Below are 18,809 nucleotides of genomic sequence, written 5' to 3' on the forward strand. Positions count from 1 at the left end.
GCGACGTGGCGAGGGCCACGTGGCGGAGTCCGGCGACGGGCCGGGGGAAGGGTCCTGCCTGCGGGAACGAGCGGGAACGGGCGGCTTTCGAACGTACGGGGCCGCGGTCAGCCGGGCGCGGTCAGCCGCCCTCGGGCCTGGGGCCCTTCAGCACCTTGCTGATCCACTCCAGCGAGCCCTCCTTCATGCCGCGCACGTAGTGCCAGCCGTTGTGCTCGCCGTTCTGGATGTCGCGGATGGTCGTCCTGACCGGGCCCTTGCCGTACTGCTGCACGAACTTCACCATCCGGTCCTTGCCGGACTCCTTCGTGCCGACCTGGAAGTTGATCCAGACGTCCGGGCCGCCGGCGGCGATCAGCTTCTCGGCGAGCTTCTCCGGGTTGTTGGCGTCCATCTCCGCCTGGTGGCCCTTCCAGAGCGGGGAGTCGGGGGTGATCTCGCCGCCGCTGGCGATCACGGCCTTGAACCTGTCCGGGTGCTGGAGGAGCGTCTTCATGCCGACGAAGGCGCCCGAGGAGGAGCCCATGAAGGCCCAGCCGTCACGGGACCGGTACGTGCGGAAGTTGGCGCGGGCGAAGTCCGGGACGTCCTCGGCGATCCAGGTACCCATCTTGGGCCGGCCGGGTATGTCGGCACCGTCGTAGTAGTACTTGTCGTCGGGGTTGAGCACGGGCATCACCAGGACGAAGGGCAGGCTGGTGCCGGCCTGGACGCCCTCGGACACGGCCTTCTGGAGGCCGAGGCTGCGGTCGGCCCAGTAGTTGGTGGGGAAGCCGTTGCCGCCGGGGAGGGCGATGAGGACCGGGAAGGCGCTCTTGGCGTACTTCGGGTCCTCGTACTCCTTGGGGGTCCAGACCCAGACGTCGCCCTCGAACCCGGACTTGGCCCCGGCCACGCGGGTCTTGGCGATGACCGTGCCGTCGTCGAGCTTCGCGGTCTGCCGGAAGTCGGACCGCGGTCCGGCCGGCAGCTGCACGTCCGGGTCGCCGCCGGGTGTGGGCGAGGCGGAGGGCTCGGGCTGCTTCGCGCCGGAGCCGCCGGTGGCGGAGGCGGAGGCGCTCGGCAGGACGACGGGCTCGGCGAAGCCGGCGGCCCGGCCGTCGCCGGAGAACCAGTCCTTCTCGTAGGCGGCGAAAGCGCCCGCGCCGAGGAGCAGCGCGCCCACGATGCCCGCACCGGTCCACATCGCGGCGCGCCGGGACTTCCTGCGGCCCTGCCCCGGCTCGGGCCGGCGGCCGGACGACTGCTGCGGGTACTCGTGCACGGACTTCGCTCCGAACGGTCGGGCCTGCCCCGGGCGGGGCAGTGCGGGTGGAGGTCCCCCTCCTGCTGACGCACGGATCCCGCGGACGGTTCACCTCAGGGTGTCGAGCACCTCGGCGCACCGCCCCAGCAGCTCGATGAGCTGCGTCCGCTCCTGCTCCGTGAGGGCGGCGGCGAGGGCGGTCTCGACGCGCACGGCGCCGGTGTCGGCCAGTTCCATCGCGGCGCGGCCCTCCGGGGTGAGCCGGGTCTCCAGCACGTTGCGGTGCCACTCGTGGGGGGTCCGCTCGATGAGGCCGCGCTCGTGGAGGTTCTTCAGGACGGTGTTCATGGTGGGCGGCGTGACCCCGCAGAGCCGGGCGAGGGCGGCCGCCGAGATGCCCGGCTTCTCGGCGAGCCAGAGCAGGGCGGCGTACTGCGGAACCGTTACTGCGGCCGGCTTGCAGGCGGCGTTCTTCGCCGCGAGGAGCGCCTGCTCGGCGCGCTTGATGTGTGCGCCGATGCGTTCCTCGGGAGGCATGGAGGTCATTGCGGCATCCTACGACCCTTGCCAAGCATTAGACCTCTAACTACTCTGCGAACACACCGATCAAGAAGGGCTCATCCATGCGCATGTCCTCTCACGCCTTCGTCACCACGGCCGCGGTCGCCCTGGCCGCGGCCCTGACCACGGCCGCCGCCCCCGCGCCCGCCCCCTCCCCCTCCTCCTCGGTCCGGACGGCGTTCACCCTCCCCGGCTCGAAGGTCTACCCGGAGGGCATAGCCTCCGACCCCCGCACGGGCACCGTGTACGTCGGCTCGTACGCGGACGGCACGGTGTACCGCGCCCGCCCGGGGGCCCGTACCGCCGAGGTGTTCCTCCCGTCCGGCACCGACGGCCGGCGCACGGCGAACGGGCTGCGCGTCGACGCGCGCGGCCGCCTGTGGGTCACGGACTCCACGGCCGGGGTGTCGGTGTACGACACGGCGACGGGCACCCGCCTGGCCAGCTTCGAGACGGACCCCGCCGTCCCGCACTTCGTCAACGACCTGACCATCACCCCGGACGGCACCGCCTACCTGACGGACAGCGTCCGCGCGGTGATCTACCGGGTCACCCCCGCGCAGCTGCGCGCCGGCTCCGGCCCGCTGGCGGTGGCGTACGACCTGGGCCGGCACATCACCCCGCCGCCGCCCGGCAGCTTCACCCTCAACGGCATCACCGCCGACCGGGACGGCCGCTACCTGCTGACGGTCGACATGACCGCGGGCGAACTCCACCGCGTCGACCTGCGCACCGGCGCCCTGAGCCGGGTCACCCTGACGGGCGGCGACCTCAAGGCCGCCGACGGCCTCCAGCTCTCCCCCACGGGCACCCTCCGGGCGGCCCACAACGTCACCAACACCCTGACCCGCTGGCAGCTCACCCCGGACGGCACCCGCGCCCGCCTGACCCGCACCCTCACGGACCCGTCCCTCCAGATGCCCACCACCCTGGCCCACACCCCGGGCCGCACCCTGGTGGTCCGCTCCCAGTTCGACAAGGACGGCCCCTTCACCCCCTCGACGGGCACCCCCACCGCCTTCTCGGTGGCCGCGGTCCAGGGTCTGTGACAGCCGAGCCCGCCCCACGGCGGTTGACCGGTGCCCGGGACGGCCGCTCGCGCCGTCCCGGGCCGCTCCCGGTCAGAGCCCCGTCAGGTGCTCCGGGCGGATCGGGGTCTTGTTGAGCTCCAGGCCCGTCGCGTTGCGGATGGCCGCGAGGACCGCCGGGGTGGAGGACAGGGTCGGGGCCTCGCCGATGCCGCGGACGCCGTACGGGGCCTCCGGGTCGGCCAGTTCGAGGTAGTCGACCGGGATCGTCGGGGTGTCGAGGATCGTCGGGAGCAGGTAGTCCGTGAAGGAGGGGTTGCGCACCTTCGCGGTCTTCGGGTCCACGATGATCTCCTCCATCACCGCGACGCCCAGCCCCTGGACGGTGCCGCCCTGGATCTGGCCGACGACGGACAGCGGGTTGAGCGCCTTGCCCACGTCCTGGGCGACCGCCAGCTCCACGACCTTGACCAGGCCGAGTTCGGTGTCCACCTCCACGACGGCGCGGTGCGCGGCGAAGGCGTACTGCACGTGGCCCTTGCCCTGGCCGGTGACCCGGTCGAAGGGCTCGGTGGGGAAGTGCCGCCACTCCGCCTCGATCTCGACGACCTCGTCCCCCAGGACGTCGACGAGGGCCGCGAGGACCTCCCCGCCCGCGGTGACCACCTTGCCGCCCTCCAGCAGCAGCCCGTCGGACGCCCACGCCGGCTGCTGCGCCCCGAACTTGCGCCGGCCCATCTCCAGGACCTTCTCCCGGACGAGCTCGCAGGAGTTCTTCACCGACCCGCCGGTCATGTACGTCTGGCGGCCCGCGGAGGTCGAACCCGCCGAGCCCACCTGGGTGTCGGCGGGGTGGATGGTGACCTGCTGGACGCCGAGTTCGGTACGGGCGATCTGCGCGTGGATGGTGACACCGCCCTGGCCGACCTCTGCCATGGCCGTGTGGACCATCGCGACGGCCTCGCCGCCCACGGCCTCCAGCCGCACCTTGGCCGTCGAGTAGTCGTCGAACCCCTCCGAGAAGGCGACGTTCTTGATGCCGACCGCGTAGCCGACACCGCGGACGACGCCCTCACCGTGGGTGGTGTTGGACAGGCCGCCCGGCAGCGCGCGCAGGTCGGCCGGGCCGCCGGCGGTCTCCCACTGGCGCAGGGGCGGCAGCGGGCGCTCCTTGACCATGCGCAGCAGTTCGGCGACCGGGGCGGGGTGGTGCACGACCTGCCCGGTGGGCATGACCGTGCCCTGCTCCATGGCGTTGAGCCGGCGGAACTCGACCGGGTCCATGCCCAGTTCGGCGGCGAGCTTGTCCATCTGGGCCTCGTACGCGAAGCAGGCCTGGACGGCGCCGAAGCCGCGCATCGCGCCACAGGGCGGGTTGTTGGTGTAGAGGCCGACCGCCAGGATGTCCACGTCGTCGATGACGTACGGGCCGACCGAGAGGGACGCGGCGTTGCCGACGACCGAGGCGGTGGAGGAGGCGTACGCGCCGCCGTCGAGCACGATCTTGCAGCGCATGTGCGTCAGCTTGCCGTCGCGGGTGGCGCCGTGCTCGTAGTACAGCTTGGCCGGGTGGCGGTGGACGTGGCCGAAGAAGGACTCGAAGCGGTTGTAGACCATCTTCACCGGCTTGCCCGTGCGCAGCGCGAGCACGGAGGCGAGGATCTGCATGGAGATGTCCTCGCGGCCGCCGAACGCACCGCCGACACCGGCCATCGTCATGCGGACCTTCTCCTCGGGCAGGCCGAGGACGGGGGCGATCTGCTTGAGGTCCGAGTGCAGCCACTGGGTGGCGACATACAGGTCGACACCGCCGTCCTCGGAGGGCACGGCGAGACCGGACTCGGGGCCGAGGAAGGCCTGGTCCTGCATGCCGAAGGTGTACTCGCCGGTGACGATGACGTCGGCCCGCGCGGCGGCCGCGTCGGCGTCGCCGCGGACGATCGGCTGGTGGTGGACGACGTTGGGGTGCGGGACGTGCGCGGAGTGGTGGTCGTCGCGGTTCTCGTGGACGAGCACGGCGTCCGGGGCGAGCGCGGAGGCCTCGTCGGTGATGAGCGGCAGCTCCCGGTACTCGATCTTGATCTTCGCGGCGGCGCGGCGGGCGGTCTCGGGGTGGTCGGCGGCGACCAGGGCGACCGGCTCCCCGTGGTGGCGGACCTTGCCGTGGGCGAGGACCGGGGTGTCCTGGAACTCCATGCCGTAGTACTTCATGGGGGCCGGCAGGTCGTCGTACGTCATGACCGCGTGGACGCCGGGCACGGTCAGGGCCTCGGCGACGTCGATGGAGACGATCTCGGCGTGCGCGACCGTGGACCGCAGTGTCTGGCCCCACAGCATGTCCTCGTGCCACATGTCCGAGGAGTACGCGAACTCGCCGGTGACCTTGAGGGTGCCGTCCGGGCGCAGCGTCGACTCGCCGATGCCGCCCCTGGTCCGGGAGCCCTGGGTGACGTTGGTGGGGATACCACTGGTGGTGCCGGCCATGTTCGGACCGCCTCTCTCTCCGTGACGTGCCGGTACCGCGACCCCCGTGCGCGGTATCCGGCTCCGCGTGGCCGAAAACCTGTCGGCCACGCGGAGCAGTACACACAGCGGCCCGGGGGGCGGGGCAGTCACCGATCGCTCAGAACCGCCCGCCCGGCCGCCTGTGGAGGACGGTGTGTTCACACCGCCGCACGCCCGTGAACTGTGGTGATCCGTCCACGGGAAGGACCGCGGCGTTCGTGAGAGGGTGCTGGTCATGCGGCTGCGCGAACTCCTGGACACCGACGAGCTGGGGCTGCTGCTGCTCGTGGGCGCGGATGCCGGGGACGAGGTGCTCGACCGCGCCGTCCGGGCCGTCCCGGTCATCGACCTGGCCGACCCCGGCCGCTTCCTCTCCGGCGGGGAGCTCGTCCTGACCGGGCTGGCCTGGTGGCGCGAGGACGGGGACGCCGAGCCGTTCGTACGCGTCCTCGCGCGGGCGGGCGTCACGGCCCTGGCCGCGGGGGAGGCCGAGCACCGGCTCGTTCCGCACGACCTCGTACGGGCCTGCCGGCGGCACAGGCTGCCGCTCGTCGCGGTGCCGCCGGAGACCTCGTTCGCCGCGGTCACCGAACACGTGCTGCGCCGTCTGCACCGCCGGGAGGTCGGCAGCCTCGCCGCCGTGGTCGAACGCCACCGGCGGCTCCTCTCCGACCGGGCCGCCCCCGACTCCGTACTGGAGCTCCTGCGGCACAGCCTCGGCCTCCGCGTGCGGGTCCTGTCCGCGACCGGGCGCCAGATCGCCGGGGCGCACCCGCCGCCGCACCCCAGGACGGCGGCGGCGCTGGCCGCGCGCTACCTCGCGGCGCGCCGGGCGGGCGTACGGGCCCCGCACCGGGTCACGGTCGGGGACCGCCCGTACTCCCTGCTGCCGGTGGCGGGCCCGGCCGGGCCCGCCTCCGAGCTGGGCGACTGGCTGGTGGTGGTGGAGGCCGACGTCTCCCGGTGGCCCGCGGCGGACGCGGAGCTCCTGGACCGGGTCGGCGAGCTGCTCGCCGATGCGCGGCGCGCGCACGAGGAGGCGAAGGCGGCCCTGCGCGATCTGGCCGGCCGCTCCCTGGAGCTGGTGCGCGGCGACGTCCCGGCCGAGGAGATCCCCCTGCGGCTGCGCAGTACCGCGCAGTCCGTCGTCAGCGGGGTCGGCCACTGGCCGCGCTGCCAGTACGTGGTGGCCGACGGGGCCCCGGCCGGGGCCCTGCGCGTACTCCTGGAGGAGGCCCTGGTCGAGCCGGACGGCCCGGTGCCGGTGTCACCGCTCGACGTCGCCGCCACCGTGGAGGGCGACCGTGCGGTGCTCATGGTCCTGATGCCCGAGCCGGCGCCGGGCGTCGACTGCGCCGCCCTCCAGCGGCGGCTCGCCGCGGCCCTCGCCCGCTGGCTCGGCCCGGCCGAGGCGGTGTCCGTCGGTGTCAGCTCGCCCGTGGGCGACCCCGGCAACGCCCGCCGTGCACTCGACGAGGCCCACGATGCGCTCCGGGTCGCGCGGGAGGCCCCGGACCGGGTGGCCGTGCGCGGCCCCGGCGACCTGACCGCGCACGTCCTCTCGCTGCTGCCCCTGATCCCGGCGGACGCCCGCCGGGCCTTCGCCGCCCGCCACCTCGGGCCGCTCAGGGACCACGACCGCCTGCACCGGACGGATCTGCTGGGCACGCTGGATGCGTTCCTGGCCTGTGACGCGTCCTGGACCAGGACGGCGGCCAGGCTGCACCTGCACGTGAACTCGCTGCGCCACCGCATCACCCGCATCGAGCGGCTGACGGGCACCGACCTGAACCGGCTGGAGACCCGGCTGGACTTCCTGGCGGCCCTGCGGGCCGGCTGAACCGCCGGGCCACCGCGGGAGCGGTCAGACGGCGGCCACGCGCAGGACCACCGACAGGGAACTGACGACCAGCAGGCCGAGGACGACGCGGCGGAAGCGCTCGGCGTCCAGGCGGTGGAAGACCTTCTCCCCGGCGAACATCCCGATGAGCAGGGCCGGCACCCCGACGAGGAGCATCTGCCCGACGGTCGCGGTGAGCTGCCCGCTGATGCCGAAGCCGGCGAGCGCGGCGAGGCTGGTGCCGGAGAACACCACGCCCAGCGTGGCGCGCTGGACCCGGGGCTCCAGCCGCATGCTCTGGAACGCGGCGACCATCGGCGGTCCGTCGATGCCGGTGGCGGCGAAGGAGGCCCCGGAGAACACGCCCACGGCCGCCACCGTCTTCATCCCTCCCCGCAGCTCGATCTTCCGCCACACGATGAAGGTGCCCAGCAGGACCACCGCGGTGATGACGAACAGCAGCACCCGTGAGGGGAGCGCGGCCAGCAGCCACACCCCGAACGGCACGCCGGCCAGCCCGGACAGCAGGGTGGCCGCCATGACCTTGCGGTCGACGTACCGCCAGTCGCGTGCGGCGATCCACAGGCTGAGCGGGGCGGCCATGATCCCGGCCACCACCACCGCGCTCGCCGGGTCGATGAGCAGCGCCAGGGGCGGTACGGCCACCAGCGAGAAGCCGAAGCCCGCGGTGGTGCGTACGACGGAGGCTGCGGCCAGCACCAGGAAGGCGCAGAGGAGGATCAGCACGGCGGCACCAGATCGCTCTCGCTGACGGTGCAGGTCAGCGGGGGGTAGGAGAAGTCGGTCTCGTGGTTCTCACGGCGCCGCATCCGGTAGAACTCGCGGCTCTGGTCCTCGTCGGCCGGCACCAGGCGCGCGCCCCCGGGGAGGTGGGCGTGTCCGTCGCGGAACCGGAGGAGGGTCTTCGAGGTCCGGAAGGTCACGCCCAGCCAGCGGTTGTCCGTCGCGGCCGGTGCGGCCGCGTCCAGCACGATCCGGTGCCTGAACCGGCGGTTCGTGCCGACGGAGAACGCGACGACGCCGTTGTGGACGAGGGGAACCTCGAACGCCTCGCCCCCCTCCCCCTTGGCCTCGAACATCAACTTCCGCGGCGGGCCCGCGTCGGGATCCCGGTAGCAGGAGTAGAGGGCGATGAACGACCCGTCGGCCAGGTCGAGGGCCTGGTCGCTGTGGCCGCCCATGGTCCGGTAGGCGTCGGTGTAGTTCTCGATCAGGGCGTTGTTGAAGCCGGCCGGGAGAGCCAGGTGCTCCCGGATCCGCCGCGCGAGCCGTTCGTGCACCGGCCGGAAGCGCTGCGCCGGGCTGCCGTACCGGGTGGTGGTGCGCACGAGGGGCACGCCGCCCGACTCGTCGGGGCGGGTGAGCACGGCGCCCTGCCGCCCCTTGCCCACGTCCTCCCACCGGACCGACGCGAACAGCTCCGCGAAGAGGTCCTCCCCGGCCGGCAGTGCGCGGGCGACGACCCCGTCAGGGACCCTAGATCCGAGGGGCAACGTAGTCTCCCGCGTTCATGCTGAAAAGGAACCCGTCGCCGTAGTCAATGACGGACGAGGTCCTGTTCTCCTCGGCGTACAGTCTTCGCAGCTCGTCCATGCCCTCGGCCGTGGGCGGCCCTAGCTCCACCAGCCCGCCGTCCTCCTTCTTGAGGAACGTGGTGCCGTCCTTGTGCACGGCTTCGGCGCTCGAACAGCGCACCACGTACCCCAGCCGGGTCGGCAGCAGCCCGGCGTCGAGCGCCGAGGGCCGGATCTCGTGCGTGTAGAGGCGGTTGGTGGACAGCGGCATGAAGAACACGGAGCCGGGATGGAGGGTCACGGTGAACTCCTCGGCCAGTCCTGGTCCCCCACCCGGCTCCTTGAGCCGGAACCGGAGCCGGGTCAGCCCGCTGACCCCCTTCACACCACGGTCGAAGGGATCCCCCTCCAGGGGCCCCAGCCGGTCGAGCCGATCGAGCTGGTCGTAAAAAGTACAGAAGGCCATGACCCCATTGGCGGGCATGTCCTTGGTCTTGTCCGCGTGCGCCGAGATCTTCGCCTTGGACTGCTTGCGCCCGGCCGTGGCGAGGGTGTTGTGGTAGGTCTGCGCGAGGACGTGGTTCAACGGCGCGTGATCGCGGAACACCGACGCGGCCGCCCGGTTCAGCGCGTCGACGATCTCCGTGTCGGTCGGCCCGAAGCCCTCGGTCGGCCCCGACAGGTTCGTGGAGCACCGGAGCAGGCGGAAGTGCAGTCCGTCGCCGTCCCGCGTGACGGGCGTCAGGTAGATCCCGCTGCGGTGGGCCGTTCCGGGCTTGGTGGACTCCGTCAGCGACTGGAACTCGTGCTCCGCACGGATCCGCCCAAAGTGGCCGTCCCCGGGCTCGAAGAATCGCGGGTAGTACACCCCGGCCCCGTGCACCCGGACGGGAACCCGCCCGAGCCCGACGGGGACCCACCCCTCGCCGCGTCGCCCGTGCGACAACTCCCGCACGACGAACACCCGCTCCGCCCGCTCCAGTTGCCGAGCACTGACGGCGGCCAGGTCACCGCACAGGTAAACGGTCTTCCCCACCAGGTCGACCCCACCGGCCCCCAACTCCTCGGGCGAGACGACGACCCCGAAGAACCCCCCGACCGGATCCCCACCCCCCGCCTCCGAGGGCGCGACCAGCACATTCCCCGCATCCTCGATGCGGGCCCCTGCCGACTCTGCCGCGTTCATCAAACGGTCCCCCCGTTCGCCGATCACTCGAATCCGTGGCCATGACAACGATCCGCACTGTACATCCGCGCAGCGGACACGCGACCGTAAAATCACCCCGTTGTGTACACATGGGACACTCGGTACGCTTGAGCGCATGACGCAGCCGCTGCCCATCGAGTCCATCCGCGATGTCCGCGCGCACCTGGCCGAGGTGGTGGAGCGAGCCGAGCGGGACGACACGCCCACCGTCATCACCCGCCGCGGCAAGCAGGTCGCCGCCGTCGTGTCCATCGAGGTGCTGCGCAAGTACCAGGAGTGGGAAGAGCGCGAGATCAACCGGATCATCGACGAGCGCATGGCCAACCCCGCGCCCGGTATCCCGATCGAGGACGTCATGAGGGAGACGCTGGCGCGCAGTGAGTGAGTACCGCACCGTCTTCCGTCCCGAGGCCCAGGCCGAGCTCCGCAAGGTCCCGCGAGACATGGCCCTCCGCATCCTGGCCAGGCTGACCGAGCTGGAGACCGACCCGCTGGGCTTCAACACCACGGCCCTCGTCTCCCAGCCCGACCGCCGCCGCCTGCGGGTCGGTGACTACCGCGTGATCTACACGCTCGACAACGGCGAGCTGGTGGTGTGGGCGGTCGGCGTCGGGCACCGCTCCACCGTCTACGACACCTGAAGTCCCGGAAACGAAAACAGCCTGACCTGCATCACCGCAGGTCAGGCCGCCCTCAGGGGATCCGGTCACACGTTGAAGCGGAACTTCGAGTGCAGAGCTGCGACCTGCGAAAACGTCGTTTTCGAGCGGGTCATCCCAGCACCGTCCCAGCACGGGAGGACATCCCAGCACGACCCGCACGGCGCGAGCGGTCAGTAGTGGTACCGGGCGGCAAGGATGACGATCTCCTTGTCCGTCACCAGGTAGACGAGGCGGTGCTCGTCGTCGATCCGCCGCGACCACGCCCCGGGCAGGTGGTACTTCAGCGGCTCTGGCTTTCCGATGCCCGTGAAGGGGTCACGCCTGACGTCCTCGATGAGCTTGTTGATCCGGGCGAGCATCTTGCGGTCGTTCTTGAGCCAGGACGTGTAGTCCTCCCAGCCCTGATCCTCGAAGACGAGCCTCACGCGGCACCCGTACCGGCATCCACCGATTCGGGATCGATCAGCTCGCGCTCGGACACGTTGATGTTCGCCAGGGCGTTCTCGTACGCCTTGAGCAGCCGGCGGGCGTTCGCCGGAGAGCGCAGCAGGTACGAGCCCTCACGCAGTGCCGCGTAGTCCTCGGCCGAGACGAGCACTGCGTTGCCGTGCTTGGAAACGATCTCGATGGCCTCGTGGTTCTCGTTGACCTTCTTGATCAGCGGAAAGAGTTCCTTGCGGGCTTCGCTCGCGGTTATGGACATGACCCGACCCCTCCCTCAAGTGGTACCTAATAACGTACCACTCCCGACACCTTCCAGCCGGTCCGAACGGCTGACGGGCGGTCAGGAATCTCAGCACCATCCCAGCGCGGGAAACAACAAGGGGCCGACCCCCGGAGGAGCCGACCCCTTCTGACCTGCATGCTTGCCACGTCAGCGACGTGGCGTTATTTCATCCGCTCAGACGTTGAAGCGGAATGTCTGCCGCCCGATCCTGACCTGCGGCGGAGCCCCGCACAGGGCTCTGACCTGGGTTTTCCCCGTTGGTATGCGTTGGCACCCGACAGCCATTTACGGGTGTCCTGCGGACTGGCCGCGGACTGGTCGGACGTGCAGAGGCCGAGAAATCCATGGCGCACCGGCCGGACCTCCAACGAGACTGCGCAGGTGAGCGACCGCTACCCCTGTCCCTGCTGCGGGCACCGCGTGCTCGACGCCATGCCCGGCTCCTTCGATATCTGCCCCGTCTGCTTCTGGGAGGACGACGGGGTCCAGTTCCGCTGGCCGACCATGGACGGCGGAGCGAACAAGATCTCCCTGATCGAGGCCCAGCGCAACTACCAGGACTTCGGCGCCTGCGACCAGCACGGCCGCCAGCACGTCCGCCCGCCGGCCGAGGACGAGCCGCTCGACCCCGCCTGGCGCCCCATCGATCCGACGCGCGACTCCTTCGAGGACTGGGAAGCCGAGGACCGCTCCCCGTGGCCCGACGACCGCTCGGTGCTCTGCTGGTGGCTCCCCACTTTCTGGCGCGGGGACCATCCATGACCACCAACATCGCGAGACTCATCCAGCAGCTCGACGACTCGGCCGGCCCGTCGTACGACGCCCGCGCAGAACTGATCGACATCGGCTCCGACGCCATCCCCGTCATCATCGACGGACTGCCCTTCCTCGGCGGCTTCGGTCAGCTGACCGCCATCGAGGTCTTCGAAGAGGTGGCGGACCCACGCTGCGGCCCCGCCCTGATCGCGCTCCTGAGCAGCGACGACCCCACCGTCCGCGAATGGGCGGCGATGGCCCTGGCGAGCCTGAAGATCGACGGCGCGGTCGAGCCCGTGTGCCACGCCTACCGCGCCTGCCTGGAACGGGCGACGCCACCGGACTGGAGCGAGCCGGATGGCATCCGCTGGGCCCTGACGGAACTCGGCGCCCGCACTCCTGTCGTCCCACCGCTCACCGAGCGCCTACGAGCAACCGCTGAGGACGACGCCCCTGGCTGGCCCTCGACCCACTTCACCGAGATCATCAACGACCTGGCCGACCATGCCCTGGTGATCCTCTACTCCCAGTTCTGGCAGGTGGACGCCGGCCGCACGTACGGCGTCTCCGGCCCCAGGCTGGACTGGGAACTCGACTGGACCGCGCCCTGGGAGCACCTGGTCGAAGAGTCCCGCACCTGGTCCCTGCTGGAAGCAGCCGAAGCCCCCGCCGGCGACAACATCTTCGTCGCCCCTACCTGGATCGACCGTACCGACCTGCACCCAGAGAGGTGACCGATGCCGTTCCAGCACCCCAAGGAGATCGGCTACGGCTACGTGATCGAACGCTACGCAGCGAGGAAGGACTCAGGCCGCGCGCGCTACCTCGTCCTGAAAAGTGGTCGATTCCTGCGGCCCGAGTGGGCTCACGCCGAACATTTCGCCCGTCACCTCATCGACGACTCGGCCACGATCACCGATGTCGAGCTGGAGGCCCTTCTCGGCTACGAGTGGCGCTCGCGCCTCACCGCCGCCTGGCTGATCGGCGTAGGCCGACGCGCCACGTTCCGTGAACGCATCGGCGACCTGCTCCTGGCCAGCGAGTTCTGCTTCTCCGGCAGCGCCTACTGCTTCGCCCTGGCCCGCTTCGGCACCCACGCGGACGCCGAGATCCTCACCGCCTACCTAGACCGCTACCTCCCCCGCACCGACCTCCGCTACGACCAACCCGCCGCCCTCGGCGCCCTCCTCCGCCTCGACGCCCACCTCGGCACCCACCGTGCGGACCGCTTCACCCAGCCCGGCGGCCTTTGGGACCAGTGGGTCAATGCCCTGGCCCACCTCCGCGACCACCCCGGTTACACCCCCGTCGAGCGTCGCCGCTGGACGGACCTCCAATGCGACTTCGCCAACGGCTGGTCCCGCTCCTAACCCCCCAACCCCTCGCCCGACCAATCTGCAGACTCCGTGTCACAGCGCGCGGGTAGCCTGCCATGCATGCCAGCCAATCGCCCTGCCGTGCCGCGCCAGTTGAGCAGAGACCTCCTTGTGGAAGCCGGCCATCGCTGCGCCATCCCGACCTGCCGTGCAACGACGCTTGACCTCGCCCACATAGTCCCTTGGGAAAAGGTCCGCGAGCACGCCTTCGAGAACATGATTGCCTTATGCGCAAACTGCCACAGGCGCTTTGATCGTGGGGAAATTGATCGGCGCGCGATGCTTCAGTACAAGGCGAACCTCAGGCTTCTGGGACCCCAGCCCATCGACGAAGCCACCTACCTCTACCGCGCACGACTACTTGACACTTATCGCGGATTTCAGGCGAGATTGGACGACTGGGCCCGTTCAATTGGATCAATCGAGATGGCTGACGTCATGGACAAGCCTGATTACATGCGCGCTCCCCTCGTCCAGAAATGCGCCACGAGGGCTGGGGAGACCCGGGCCGCCCTCGCACATCTCACTGAGGCCGGAAATGCTGCAACGGCACGCAATGCGGACGCCGTATTCCGGTGGACGAAATCATGGGCAGACGATGTAGCAGATGGGCTCTGGCCAAGCACCCACATGGGTGCCACCCGCCACGACTCGGACCAACTAGTTCCATTGGAAGAGGATCTCCACGCGGCTGTCTGCAGCGAAATGGGACTGGAGGAAAATGCGCTTCCCCTCTGGGCTGACCAGAAGGGCAACACGACTCCCATGAACCTCGGAGGCACCGGCAAGCGTTTCTAAGCCGCCGACGGGCAGCACGAGCGTGAACCCGGCAGGCTCGTGCTGCAGGCAGAATAGCGCCCCCGGTCAGAGACCCTACAGCTTCAATCCGACGTGATCCACAATCCACCGAAGCCCAGCATTGTCAATAGCGAAATAGACTCGCCCGACCCGATCAGGGCTAGTGTGATCGTCGAGCTTGATGTGCGGCTGGCGATCCCAAGGCTTCTCGCGTTCGAATTTGAATTCATGCAATTTCGCTCGCCGAAGAGGCTCATCTGATGGCGCATAGCTCAGGGCAGTTCGGCCGCCGATCCATGAAACGAGCGAGGTGCCGAGACGCCCCTTCTCCTTCTTCCACTCCCGGGCGAGGTCAGCCAGAGTGTCCAGCGCTTCCCTCATACGCTCGGGGTAGGGATAAGAACTTCGCTGCCACTGCTCCTTCGCGTTGGATGTGAACACGAGAGCCCCGTCGGAATCCTGCATCCAACGGCTCCAGTCAGTGGAGAAGTCTCCAGAGTTCGCCACGAGGTGCTGATCAACCTCGGCTGGCTCCTCATCTACTGGCAGCGATGCTGCTTCCAATTGAGCCGTAAGGTTGGCTACGTCGATCTCTAGGCGGGCGACCCTATTCTCAAGATGCTCGTTCTGTTCGAGCAGCTCGACCGATTGGCCGCGTTCCTCCTCTAGCTTCTCTTTCAGTCGAACAAGTTGATCGGCTTCCGATCCAGCTAGATCCTCCAGCAGGGCATCGGCCTCAGCCGAGCGGACAGCCTCCCACAGCCGGTCCCTGCCACGCGCCACGAGACTGAGCGGAGCAAGAAGCCGGGTGAGTTTACCTAGGAGCGCATCGTGATCGCCGTAGAGATCCGCCGATCCCCACCAGGGCGCTCGTGCATCCGAGGTGGGCCAGTAAAGACGCATTCCATCTCTGGGCAGGAAGTTACGTTCGAGGCCAGAATTGAACGAGTCGAAGGCCAGCCAACCAGAAACGACCACAACATGGGCTAGGCCGACGAGACGGCGAGCCGCTTCGCGGGCAAAGACAGCTGGTGCCCCTACCGTTCGCATCGAGGAGACAATGAGGATCGGCAGACGACGTTGCGGAGCAGCAAGGCAATCACGGATTGCGGGGACCTGAGCCGCGAGTACCGGCAACGCCGCTGTGGTTATTCCTTCTTGTCCATCCTCGCAACGAAGTCGAGAATCCTGCACTATCGCCTTAAGCGCACCAGGTGGCCTTAGTTCTGACACTGTCGCGGGGGCAAGTAGGCCATCACTCTTGCGCCCCATCACGACCCTAAAACCTGTTGTTTCATCGCACTCCGAGGCCGTCAACTGGCAAACGAAGCGACCGCCCCCGGGCAGAGCGTTCTCGATCTCCATTCTCAACGCACGGGTCCCATTGCCCACAATGACGGGAATCCAACTTACGTAGCGGTCGGGGTGCCCTGGCTTATGCCCAGGTAGTACGGTCGCGCCCTTGCCAGCCTGAAGCGCCTCAGCGGATAGGCCAGTCGTAGCTGGAGAAACGTGCTGCTCCATATGCTTCAGTAGGTGCTCGAAGGCGGACGCCGTATCGCCTGGCTCAGTGGCCGACACCTCAAAGCCGACGACGTACAACTGCTGCATGGGGGCTCCCTTCCTCCTGCTCCGATCCAGCCGCGTGGACCTCACTCCGAAGCGGGGCCAGCATAGTTACTGGCCCACGCCAGTACGACTGGTCAGACTGATGACCAGCCGTCCAGGGAGACCGCCGTCCCACTGTGCAAGTAATGGTGGAGAGCAGTGGCCGTGGTGTCCACGAAGGCTTCGGGGATGGCATCGGCGTCGACCCAGCGGACCTGGGAGTGCTTGCGGGGTTCGCGGTTTTCGGGTTCGCCGGTCCAGTCGTGGGCGGCGAAGACGACTGTGAGGAAGCCGTTGGGGGCTTCGACGCCCCAGGCTCCGTGGATGATGTGGGCGACCTTGAGGGACTCGGGCTTCACGGTGAGGCCTGTCTCCTCGTAGAGCTCGCGGACTGCGGTCTCCGTGATGGGCTCGCCCGGTTCGCTCTTGCCGACGGGGAGGTCCCACAGGCCCTGGGCGAACTTCGCGTTCTCGCTGCGTTGGAGGAGGACGACGCGGTTGGTGGCCTTGTCGTGGACGATGACGGCCGCGACCAGCAGGGTCATCGATTCGAGCGCCGGCTTGAGGGCTTGGGAGCGGTCGTCGGTCTGCTGGGCCACGGTGTTCCCTTCGTCGGGCGGGTTGTTGGGCATGTTAGGCGAGGGCCTCGCGAGCGCGGCGGGCGAGATCTGCGGCGCCGGGGACGCGGCGGCGCTGGTACACCGCGAGGGTGGAGCGGATCGAGGTGATCGCCTTTCGGGTCCGGTCGGAGGTCATGCCCTCCATGAGGACGAGGGCCTGGGTCCAGGCGGCGACGGCTTCGTCGGCGCGCGCCTGGGCGGCGAGGCTGTCGCCGAGGTCGGCATGGGTGAGGGCATGGACGCGCTTGTACTTCTCGGGGTCCCAGCGGGTGAGGGCGTCGCGATGCTGTTGTTCGGTGCCGATGTGGTCGGCGAGGTCGGTCAGGGTACGGGCGGTGTGGCTGGCCACGGTGCCGGCGGCGGGACCGCTGACGCGGGAGTAGCAGGGCTGGGGGCCGTCGTCCCGCAGCAGGGCGTCTTCGGCGGCGAGGAGGGCACGTGCGGCCGATGGGCTCGCGTCCGTGGCGGCGTAGGCGCGGGCGTGGGTGATGTGGAGGAGGGCTTCGGTCTGGCCGTCGACGTGGCCGAGGCCCCGTCGCAGGGCACCTTCGACGAGGTCGACGCAGTGGTGGGGCTGCTTGAGGCTCAGGGCCTGGTGGGCGAGGGCGCGCATCATCCAGGCGGCTTGGCCGTGGGGGTCGGCTTCGCAGGCGAGCTGGTAGCCGACCTGGTAGTAGCGCTGGGCCGCGCCTTCGTGGCCCAGGTCGTGGTGTTTCCACCCGGCGAGGTAGGCGAGTTCGGCTACGGCGCCGAAGGCGGCCTGGCGTAACGGTTCCGAGGGGAAGCGGCCGCGGAGCATCGGGGCGGCGGTGTCGGCGAGGTACGCGGTGACCGTGGTCAGGCCATGGCCACCGCCGAGGCGTTCGTCGGCGGCGCTGAAGGCCGCGGTGATCTGGCGTACGACGTCGATGTCCTCGGTTCCGACGAGGGAGCGGCCGGTGCGGGCTCGGAGCATCCGGGAGGTGGCTTCGTGGTCGTGGAGCAGCGGCATGGCAACGCCGGCCGTGGTGAAGGCCGCGATGGCGAGGAAGCGGCGGCGTTCGACGTCGGCACGGCCGAGGTCCGTGACGGTCACGACCGGATCGCCGTCCGAAGTGGCTTCGGCGTCGCCGGGGTGGAGGCCGATCTCGGTCGGGGTGACGACGCGGCCCAGGCGGCGGGAGAGGGCTTCGGCGAGGTACTGGCCGACTTGGCCCGAGGGCGCGCGGGTGTTGTTGGCCCAGTGGGAGATCGCGGACTTGTTGGTCTGGAGGAGTTCGCCGTTCTCGGCAGCGATGCGGCGGACGTCCTTGGCGAGGGCTTCGTACGTGCATCCGGCTGCGCGGATCGTCTCGCGCAGGCGGGAGTTGGGGTCGGTCGGCGCTGGCACGTTCCTCCGTCCCTGAGCTGTAAACCGCGTATACCGCTTGGGCTCGGTCACACCGTACCCACTCTGCGTAGCGGGCGGTTCACTTATCGACAGCCGCCCCACTCTCGGGCCGGGCGGCCTCCAAGTTCCGTACGCCCCTACCGGGCTCGGGCATTCCTATGCCCTGGCCCGGACGATCAGAGACGGAGACACGGTGACCACCATCGACACCGCCACCCTCACGGTCGAGCTGCCCAACGCCTTCGACCCGCGCTGGAACCGCCTGCCCGGCATCCAGGTCGAGGGCCGACGCCTCACCATCGACCCGGCAGAGTACTTCTTCCGCTTCGAGTCCAACACCTGGCTCGTCGCCGGCTGGGAGCTGGTCAAGGCCCAACTCCTGGACGTGGACGAGACGACCGAAAGCGCGGTCGAGCAGCTGGCGCTCGACTTCATCAAGAACCACGGCGAGTCCACCTCCGACGCCGCCCGCGTCCTGGCCACCGCGTACGAGGTGTACGCGTACCTCTTCCGCGAGGAGCACCTCGCCGGCCTCGGCCTGCCGCAGATCACCGCCGACCACCTGCGGATGCTGCGCGAGGCCGCCACGCTCATGGCGCTCAACAAGGTCGAGCTGGACGGGCACATCTCCAACGTCGGCCCGTGCTGGTTCTTCCCCGCCGCCACCTCCGTCGTCTTCGACCTGGACGACGAGACGGGCGGGATGCTCGACGAGGTCTACCACGGCGGCTGGTTCAACGAGCACCGCCGGATCGAGTCCATCAAGGCCCACGCCGCCCTCGGTGGCCGGCTCGTGCACGGCTGCCAGTCCGTGCCGGACCAGTCGGGCGGCGTGGTCGCGCCCTACGGTGCCTCGATGGCCAACTTCGGTGACGACCTGGCCGCGTTCAAGGCGGGCTGGATCGAGCAGGTTTACGCCCACCGCGTGACCGCCGCCGAGTAGCCCCATCCCACTACGGCTTCGGGGCGGG

Annotated in this window: 20 protein-coding genes; 9 read left to right on the top strand and 11 right to left on the bottom strand. The window is 69.7% G+C overall.

Annotation, left to right across the window (positions count from 1 at the left end; all coding sequences use genetic code 11):
* Positions 1-121: 121 nt before the first annotated feature.
* Entirely contained in the window at positions 122-1,264 is a 1,143-nt protein-coding gene (locus AC07A6_RS20190; RefSeq protein WP_478777936.1) for an alpha/beta hydrolase, read from the bottom strand.
* 90 nt (positions 1,265-1,354) lie between these two features.
* Positions 1,355-1,792, bottom strand: a complete 438-nt coding sequence (locus tag AC07A6_RS20195) for a MarR family winged helix-turn-helix transcriptional regulator (RefSeq protein ID WP_385761865.1) — start codon at positions 1,790-1,792, stop codon at positions 1,355-1,357.
* Between the two features lie 77 nt (positions 1,793-1,869).
* On the opposite strand from AC07A6_RS20195, the gene AC07A6_RS20200 reads away from it, so the two are divergent.
* On the top strand, positions 1,870-2,856 hold the full coding sequence (locus AC07A6_RS20200; RefSeq protein WP_478777937.1) for an SMP-30/gluconolactonase/LRE family protein: 987 nt from the start codon (positions 1,870-1,872) through the stop codon (positions 2,854-2,856).
* A gap of 72 nt (positions 2,857-2,928) precedes the next feature.
* On the opposite strand, the gene AC07A6_RS20205 is transcribed toward AC07A6_RS20200, so the two are convergent.
* Complete coding sequence (locus AC07A6_RS20205; protein WP_478777938.1) at positions 2,929-5,319, bottom strand: xanthine dehydrogenase family protein molybdopterin-binding subunit; 2,391 nt, start codon at positions 5,317-5,319, stop codon at positions 2,929-2,931.
* A gap of 256 nt (positions 5,320-5,575) precedes the next feature.
* Between AC07A6_RS20205 and AC07A6_RS20210 the strand changes: the two genes are divergently transcribed.
* Positions 5,576-7,180: a PucR family transcriptional regulator gene (locus AC07A6_RS20210; protein WP_478777939.1), complete on the top strand. Its 1,605-nt coding sequence runs from the start codon at positions 5,576-5,578 to the stop codon at positions 7,178-7,180.
* Between the two features lie 24 nt (positions 7,181-7,204).
* Here the strand turns inward: AC07A6_RS20210 and AC07A6_RS20215 are convergent, their stop codons facing one another.
* The 3 genes from AC07A6_RS20215 to AC07A6_RS20225 are packed head-to-tail and all read right to left on the bottom strand — an operon-like array spanning position 7,205 to position 9,901.
* A complete protein-coding gene (locus AC07A6_RS20215; RefSeq protein ID WP_478777940.1) occupies positions 7,205-7,927 on the bottom strand; it encodes a sulfite exporter TauE/SafE family protein in 723 nt (240 codons plus the stop codon).
* Complete coding sequence (locus AC07A6_RS20220) at positions 7,921-8,694, bottom strand: 2OG-Fe(II) oxygenase family protein (protein ID WP_478777941.1); 774 nt, start codon at positions 8,692-8,694, stop codon at positions 7,921-7,923. The genes AC07A6_RS20215 and AC07A6_RS20220 overlap by 7 nt, the downstream gene beginning before the upstream one ends.
* A complete protein-coding gene (locus AC07A6_RS20225) occupies positions 8,678-9,901 on the bottom strand; it encodes a hypothetical protein (RefSeq protein WP_478777942.1) in 1,224 nt (407 codons plus the stop codon). Before AC07A6_RS20225 ends, AC07A6_RS20220 begins: the two co-directional genes overlap by 17 nt.
* 136 nt (positions 9,902-10,037) lie before the next feature.
* Here AC07A6_RS20225 and AC07A6_RS20230 point away from each other — a divergent pair, with 136 nt between their 5' ends.
* Positions 10,038-10,307: a type II toxin-antitoxin system Phd/YefM family antitoxin gene (locus tag AC07A6_RS20230; RefSeq protein WP_478777943.1), complete on the top strand. Its 270-nt coding sequence runs from the start codon at positions 10,038-10,040 to the stop codon at positions 10,305-10,307.
* On the top strand, positions 10,300-10,563 hold the full coding sequence (locus AC07A6_RS20235) for a type II toxin-antitoxin system RelE family toxin (protein ID WP_478777944.1): 264 nt from the start codon (positions 10,300-10,302) through the stop codon (positions 10,561-10,563). The genes AC07A6_RS20230 and AC07A6_RS20235 overlap by 8 nt, the downstream gene beginning before the upstream one ends.
* Before the next feature lie 191 nt (positions 10,564-10,754).
* On the opposite strand, the gene AC07A6_RS20240 is transcribed toward AC07A6_RS20235, so the two are convergent.
* Together AC07A6_RS20240 and AC07A6_RS20245 are read right to left on the bottom strand one after the other, a co-directional pair.
* On the bottom strand, positions 10,755-11,009 hold the full coding sequence (locus tag AC07A6_RS20240) for a Txe/YoeB family addiction module toxin (RefSeq protein ID WP_073443650.1): 255 nt from the start codon (positions 11,007-11,009) through the stop codon (positions 10,755-10,757).
* Complete coding sequence (locus AC07A6_RS20245) at positions 11,006-11,287, bottom strand: type II toxin-antitoxin system Phd/YefM family antitoxin (protein WP_362468481.1); 282 nt, start codon at positions 11,285-11,287, stop codon at positions 11,006-11,008. Before AC07A6_RS20245 ends, AC07A6_RS20240 begins: the two co-directional genes overlap by 4 nt.
* A gap of 405 nt (positions 11,288-11,692) precedes the next feature.
* On the opposite strand from AC07A6_RS20245, the gene AC07A6_RS20250 reads away from it, so the two are divergent.
* The 4 genes from AC07A6_RS20250 (at position 11,693) to AC07A6_RS20265 (ending at position 14,241) form a co-directional block, all read left to right on the top strand.
* Positions 11,693-12,073 (top strand): CPCC family cysteine-rich protein, encoded by a 381-nt coding sequence (locus AC07A6_RS20250; protein ID WP_478777945.1) that lies wholly within the window; start codon positions 11,693-11,695, stop codon positions 12,071-12,073.
* A complete protein-coding gene (locus tag AC07A6_RS20255; RefSeq protein WP_478777946.1) occupies positions 12,070-12,801 on the top strand; it encodes a HEAT repeat domain-containing protein in 732 nt (243 codons plus the stop codon). The genes AC07A6_RS20250 and AC07A6_RS20255 overlap by 4 nt, the downstream gene beginning before the upstream one ends.
* 3 nt (positions 12,802-12,804) lie before the next feature.
* Positions 12,805-13,437 (top strand): DUF6000 family protein, encoded by a 633-nt coding sequence (locus AC07A6_RS20260; RefSeq protein ID WP_478777947.1) that lies wholly within the window; start codon positions 12,805-12,807, stop codon positions 13,435-13,437.
* A 66-nt stretch (positions 13,438-13,503) separates the two neighbouring features.
* Positions 13,504-14,241, top strand: a complete 738-nt coding sequence (locus tag AC07A6_RS20265; RefSeq protein WP_478777948.1) for an HNH endonuclease — start codon at positions 13,504-13,506, stop codon at positions 14,239-14,241.
* 75 nt (positions 14,242-14,316) lie between these two features.
* Here the strand turns inward: AC07A6_RS20265 and AC07A6_RS20270 are convergent, their stop codons facing one another.
* From AC07A6_RS20270 to AC07A6_RS20280, 3 genes are all read right to left on the bottom strand, one after another.
* Positions 14,317-15,852 (bottom strand): zinc ribbon domain-containing protein, encoded by a 1,536-nt coding sequence (locus AC07A6_RS20270; protein WP_478777949.1) that lies wholly within the window; start codon positions 15,850-15,852, stop codon positions 14,317-14,319.
* Positions 15,853-15,944: 92 nt separating this feature from the next.
* Complete coding sequence (locus AC07A6_RS20275) at positions 15,945-16,481, bottom strand: NUDIX domain-containing protein (protein ID WP_478777950.1); 537 nt, start codon at positions 16,479-16,481, stop codon at positions 15,945-15,947.
* 1 nt (position 16,482) lies between these two features.
* Positions 16,483-17,838 carry a tetratricopeptide repeat protein gene (locus tag AC07A6_RS20280; protein WP_478777951.1) on the bottom strand — a complete coding sequence of 452 codons (1,356 nt, stop codon included), beginning with the start codon at positions 17,836-17,838 and terminating at the stop codon, positions 16,483-16,485.
* A 193-nt stretch (positions 17,839-18,031) separates the two neighbouring features.
* On the opposite strand from AC07A6_RS20280, the gene AC07A6_RS20285 reads away from it, so the two are divergent.
* Complete coding sequence (locus tag AC07A6_RS20285; protein WP_478777952.1) at positions 18,032-18,781, top strand: hypothetical protein; 750 nt, start codon at positions 18,032-18,034, stop codon at positions 18,779-18,781.
* Positions 18,782-18,809: the final 28 nt, after the last annotated feature.

The sequence above is a fragment of the Streptomyces sp. NPDC044002 genome (assembly GCF_056434525.1).

What these genes read in the sequence shown, in the direction of transcription:
- AC07A6_RS20210 (WP_478777939.1), top strand. Translation starts at nt 5,576, where the DNA reads ATGCGGCTGCGCGAACTCCTGGACACCGACGAGCTGGGGCTGCTGCTG.
- AC07A6_RS20265 (WP_478777948.1), top strand. Translation starts at nt 13,504, where the DNA reads ATGCCAGCCAATCGCCCTGCCGTGCCGCGCCAGTTGAGCAGAGACCTC.
- AC07A6_RS20275 (WP_478777950.1), bottom strand. Translation starts at nt 16,481, where the DNA reads ATGCCCAACAACCCGCCCGACGAAGGGAACACCGTGGCCCAGCAGACC.
- AC07A6_RS20225 (WP_478777942.1), bottom strand. Translation starts at nt 9,901, where the DNA reads ATGAACGCGGCAGAGTCGGCAGGGGCCCGCATCGAGGATGCGGGGAAT.
- AC07A6_RS20205 (WP_478777938.1), bottom strand. Translation starts at nt 5,319, where the DNA reads ATGGCCGGCACCACCAGTGGTATCCCCACCAACGTCACCCAGGGCTCC.
- AC07A6_RS20260 (WP_478777947.1), top strand. Translation starts at nt 12,805, where the DNA reads ATGCCGTTCCAGCACCCCAAGGAGATCGGCTACGGCTACGTGATCGAA.
- AC07A6_RS20270 (WP_478777949.1), bottom strand. Translation starts at nt 15,852, where the DNA reads ATGCAGCAGTTGTACGTCGTCGGCTTTGAGGTGTCGGCCACTGAGCCA.
- AC07A6_RS20200 (WP_478777937.1), top strand. Translation starts at nt 1,870, where the DNA reads ATGCGCATGTCCTCTCACGCCTTCGTCACCACGGCCGCGGTCGCCCTG.
- AC07A6_RS20195 (WP_385761865.1), bottom strand. Translation starts at nt 1,792, where the DNA reads ATGACCTCCATGCCTCCCGAGGAACGCATCGGCGCACACATCAAGCGC.
- AC07A6_RS20230 (WP_478777943.1), top strand. Translation starts at nt 10,038, where the DNA reads ATGACGCAGCCGCTGCCCATCGAGTCCATCCGCGATGTCCGCGCGCAC.
- AC07A6_RS20255 (WP_478777946.1), top strand. Translation starts at nt 12,070, where the DNA reads ATGACCACCAACATCGCGAGACTCATCCAGCAGCTCGACGACTCGGCC.
- AC07A6_RS20245 (WP_362468481.1), bottom strand. Translation starts at nt 11,287, where the DNA reads ATGTCCATAACCGCGAGCGAAGCCCGCAAGGAACTCTTTCCGCTGATC.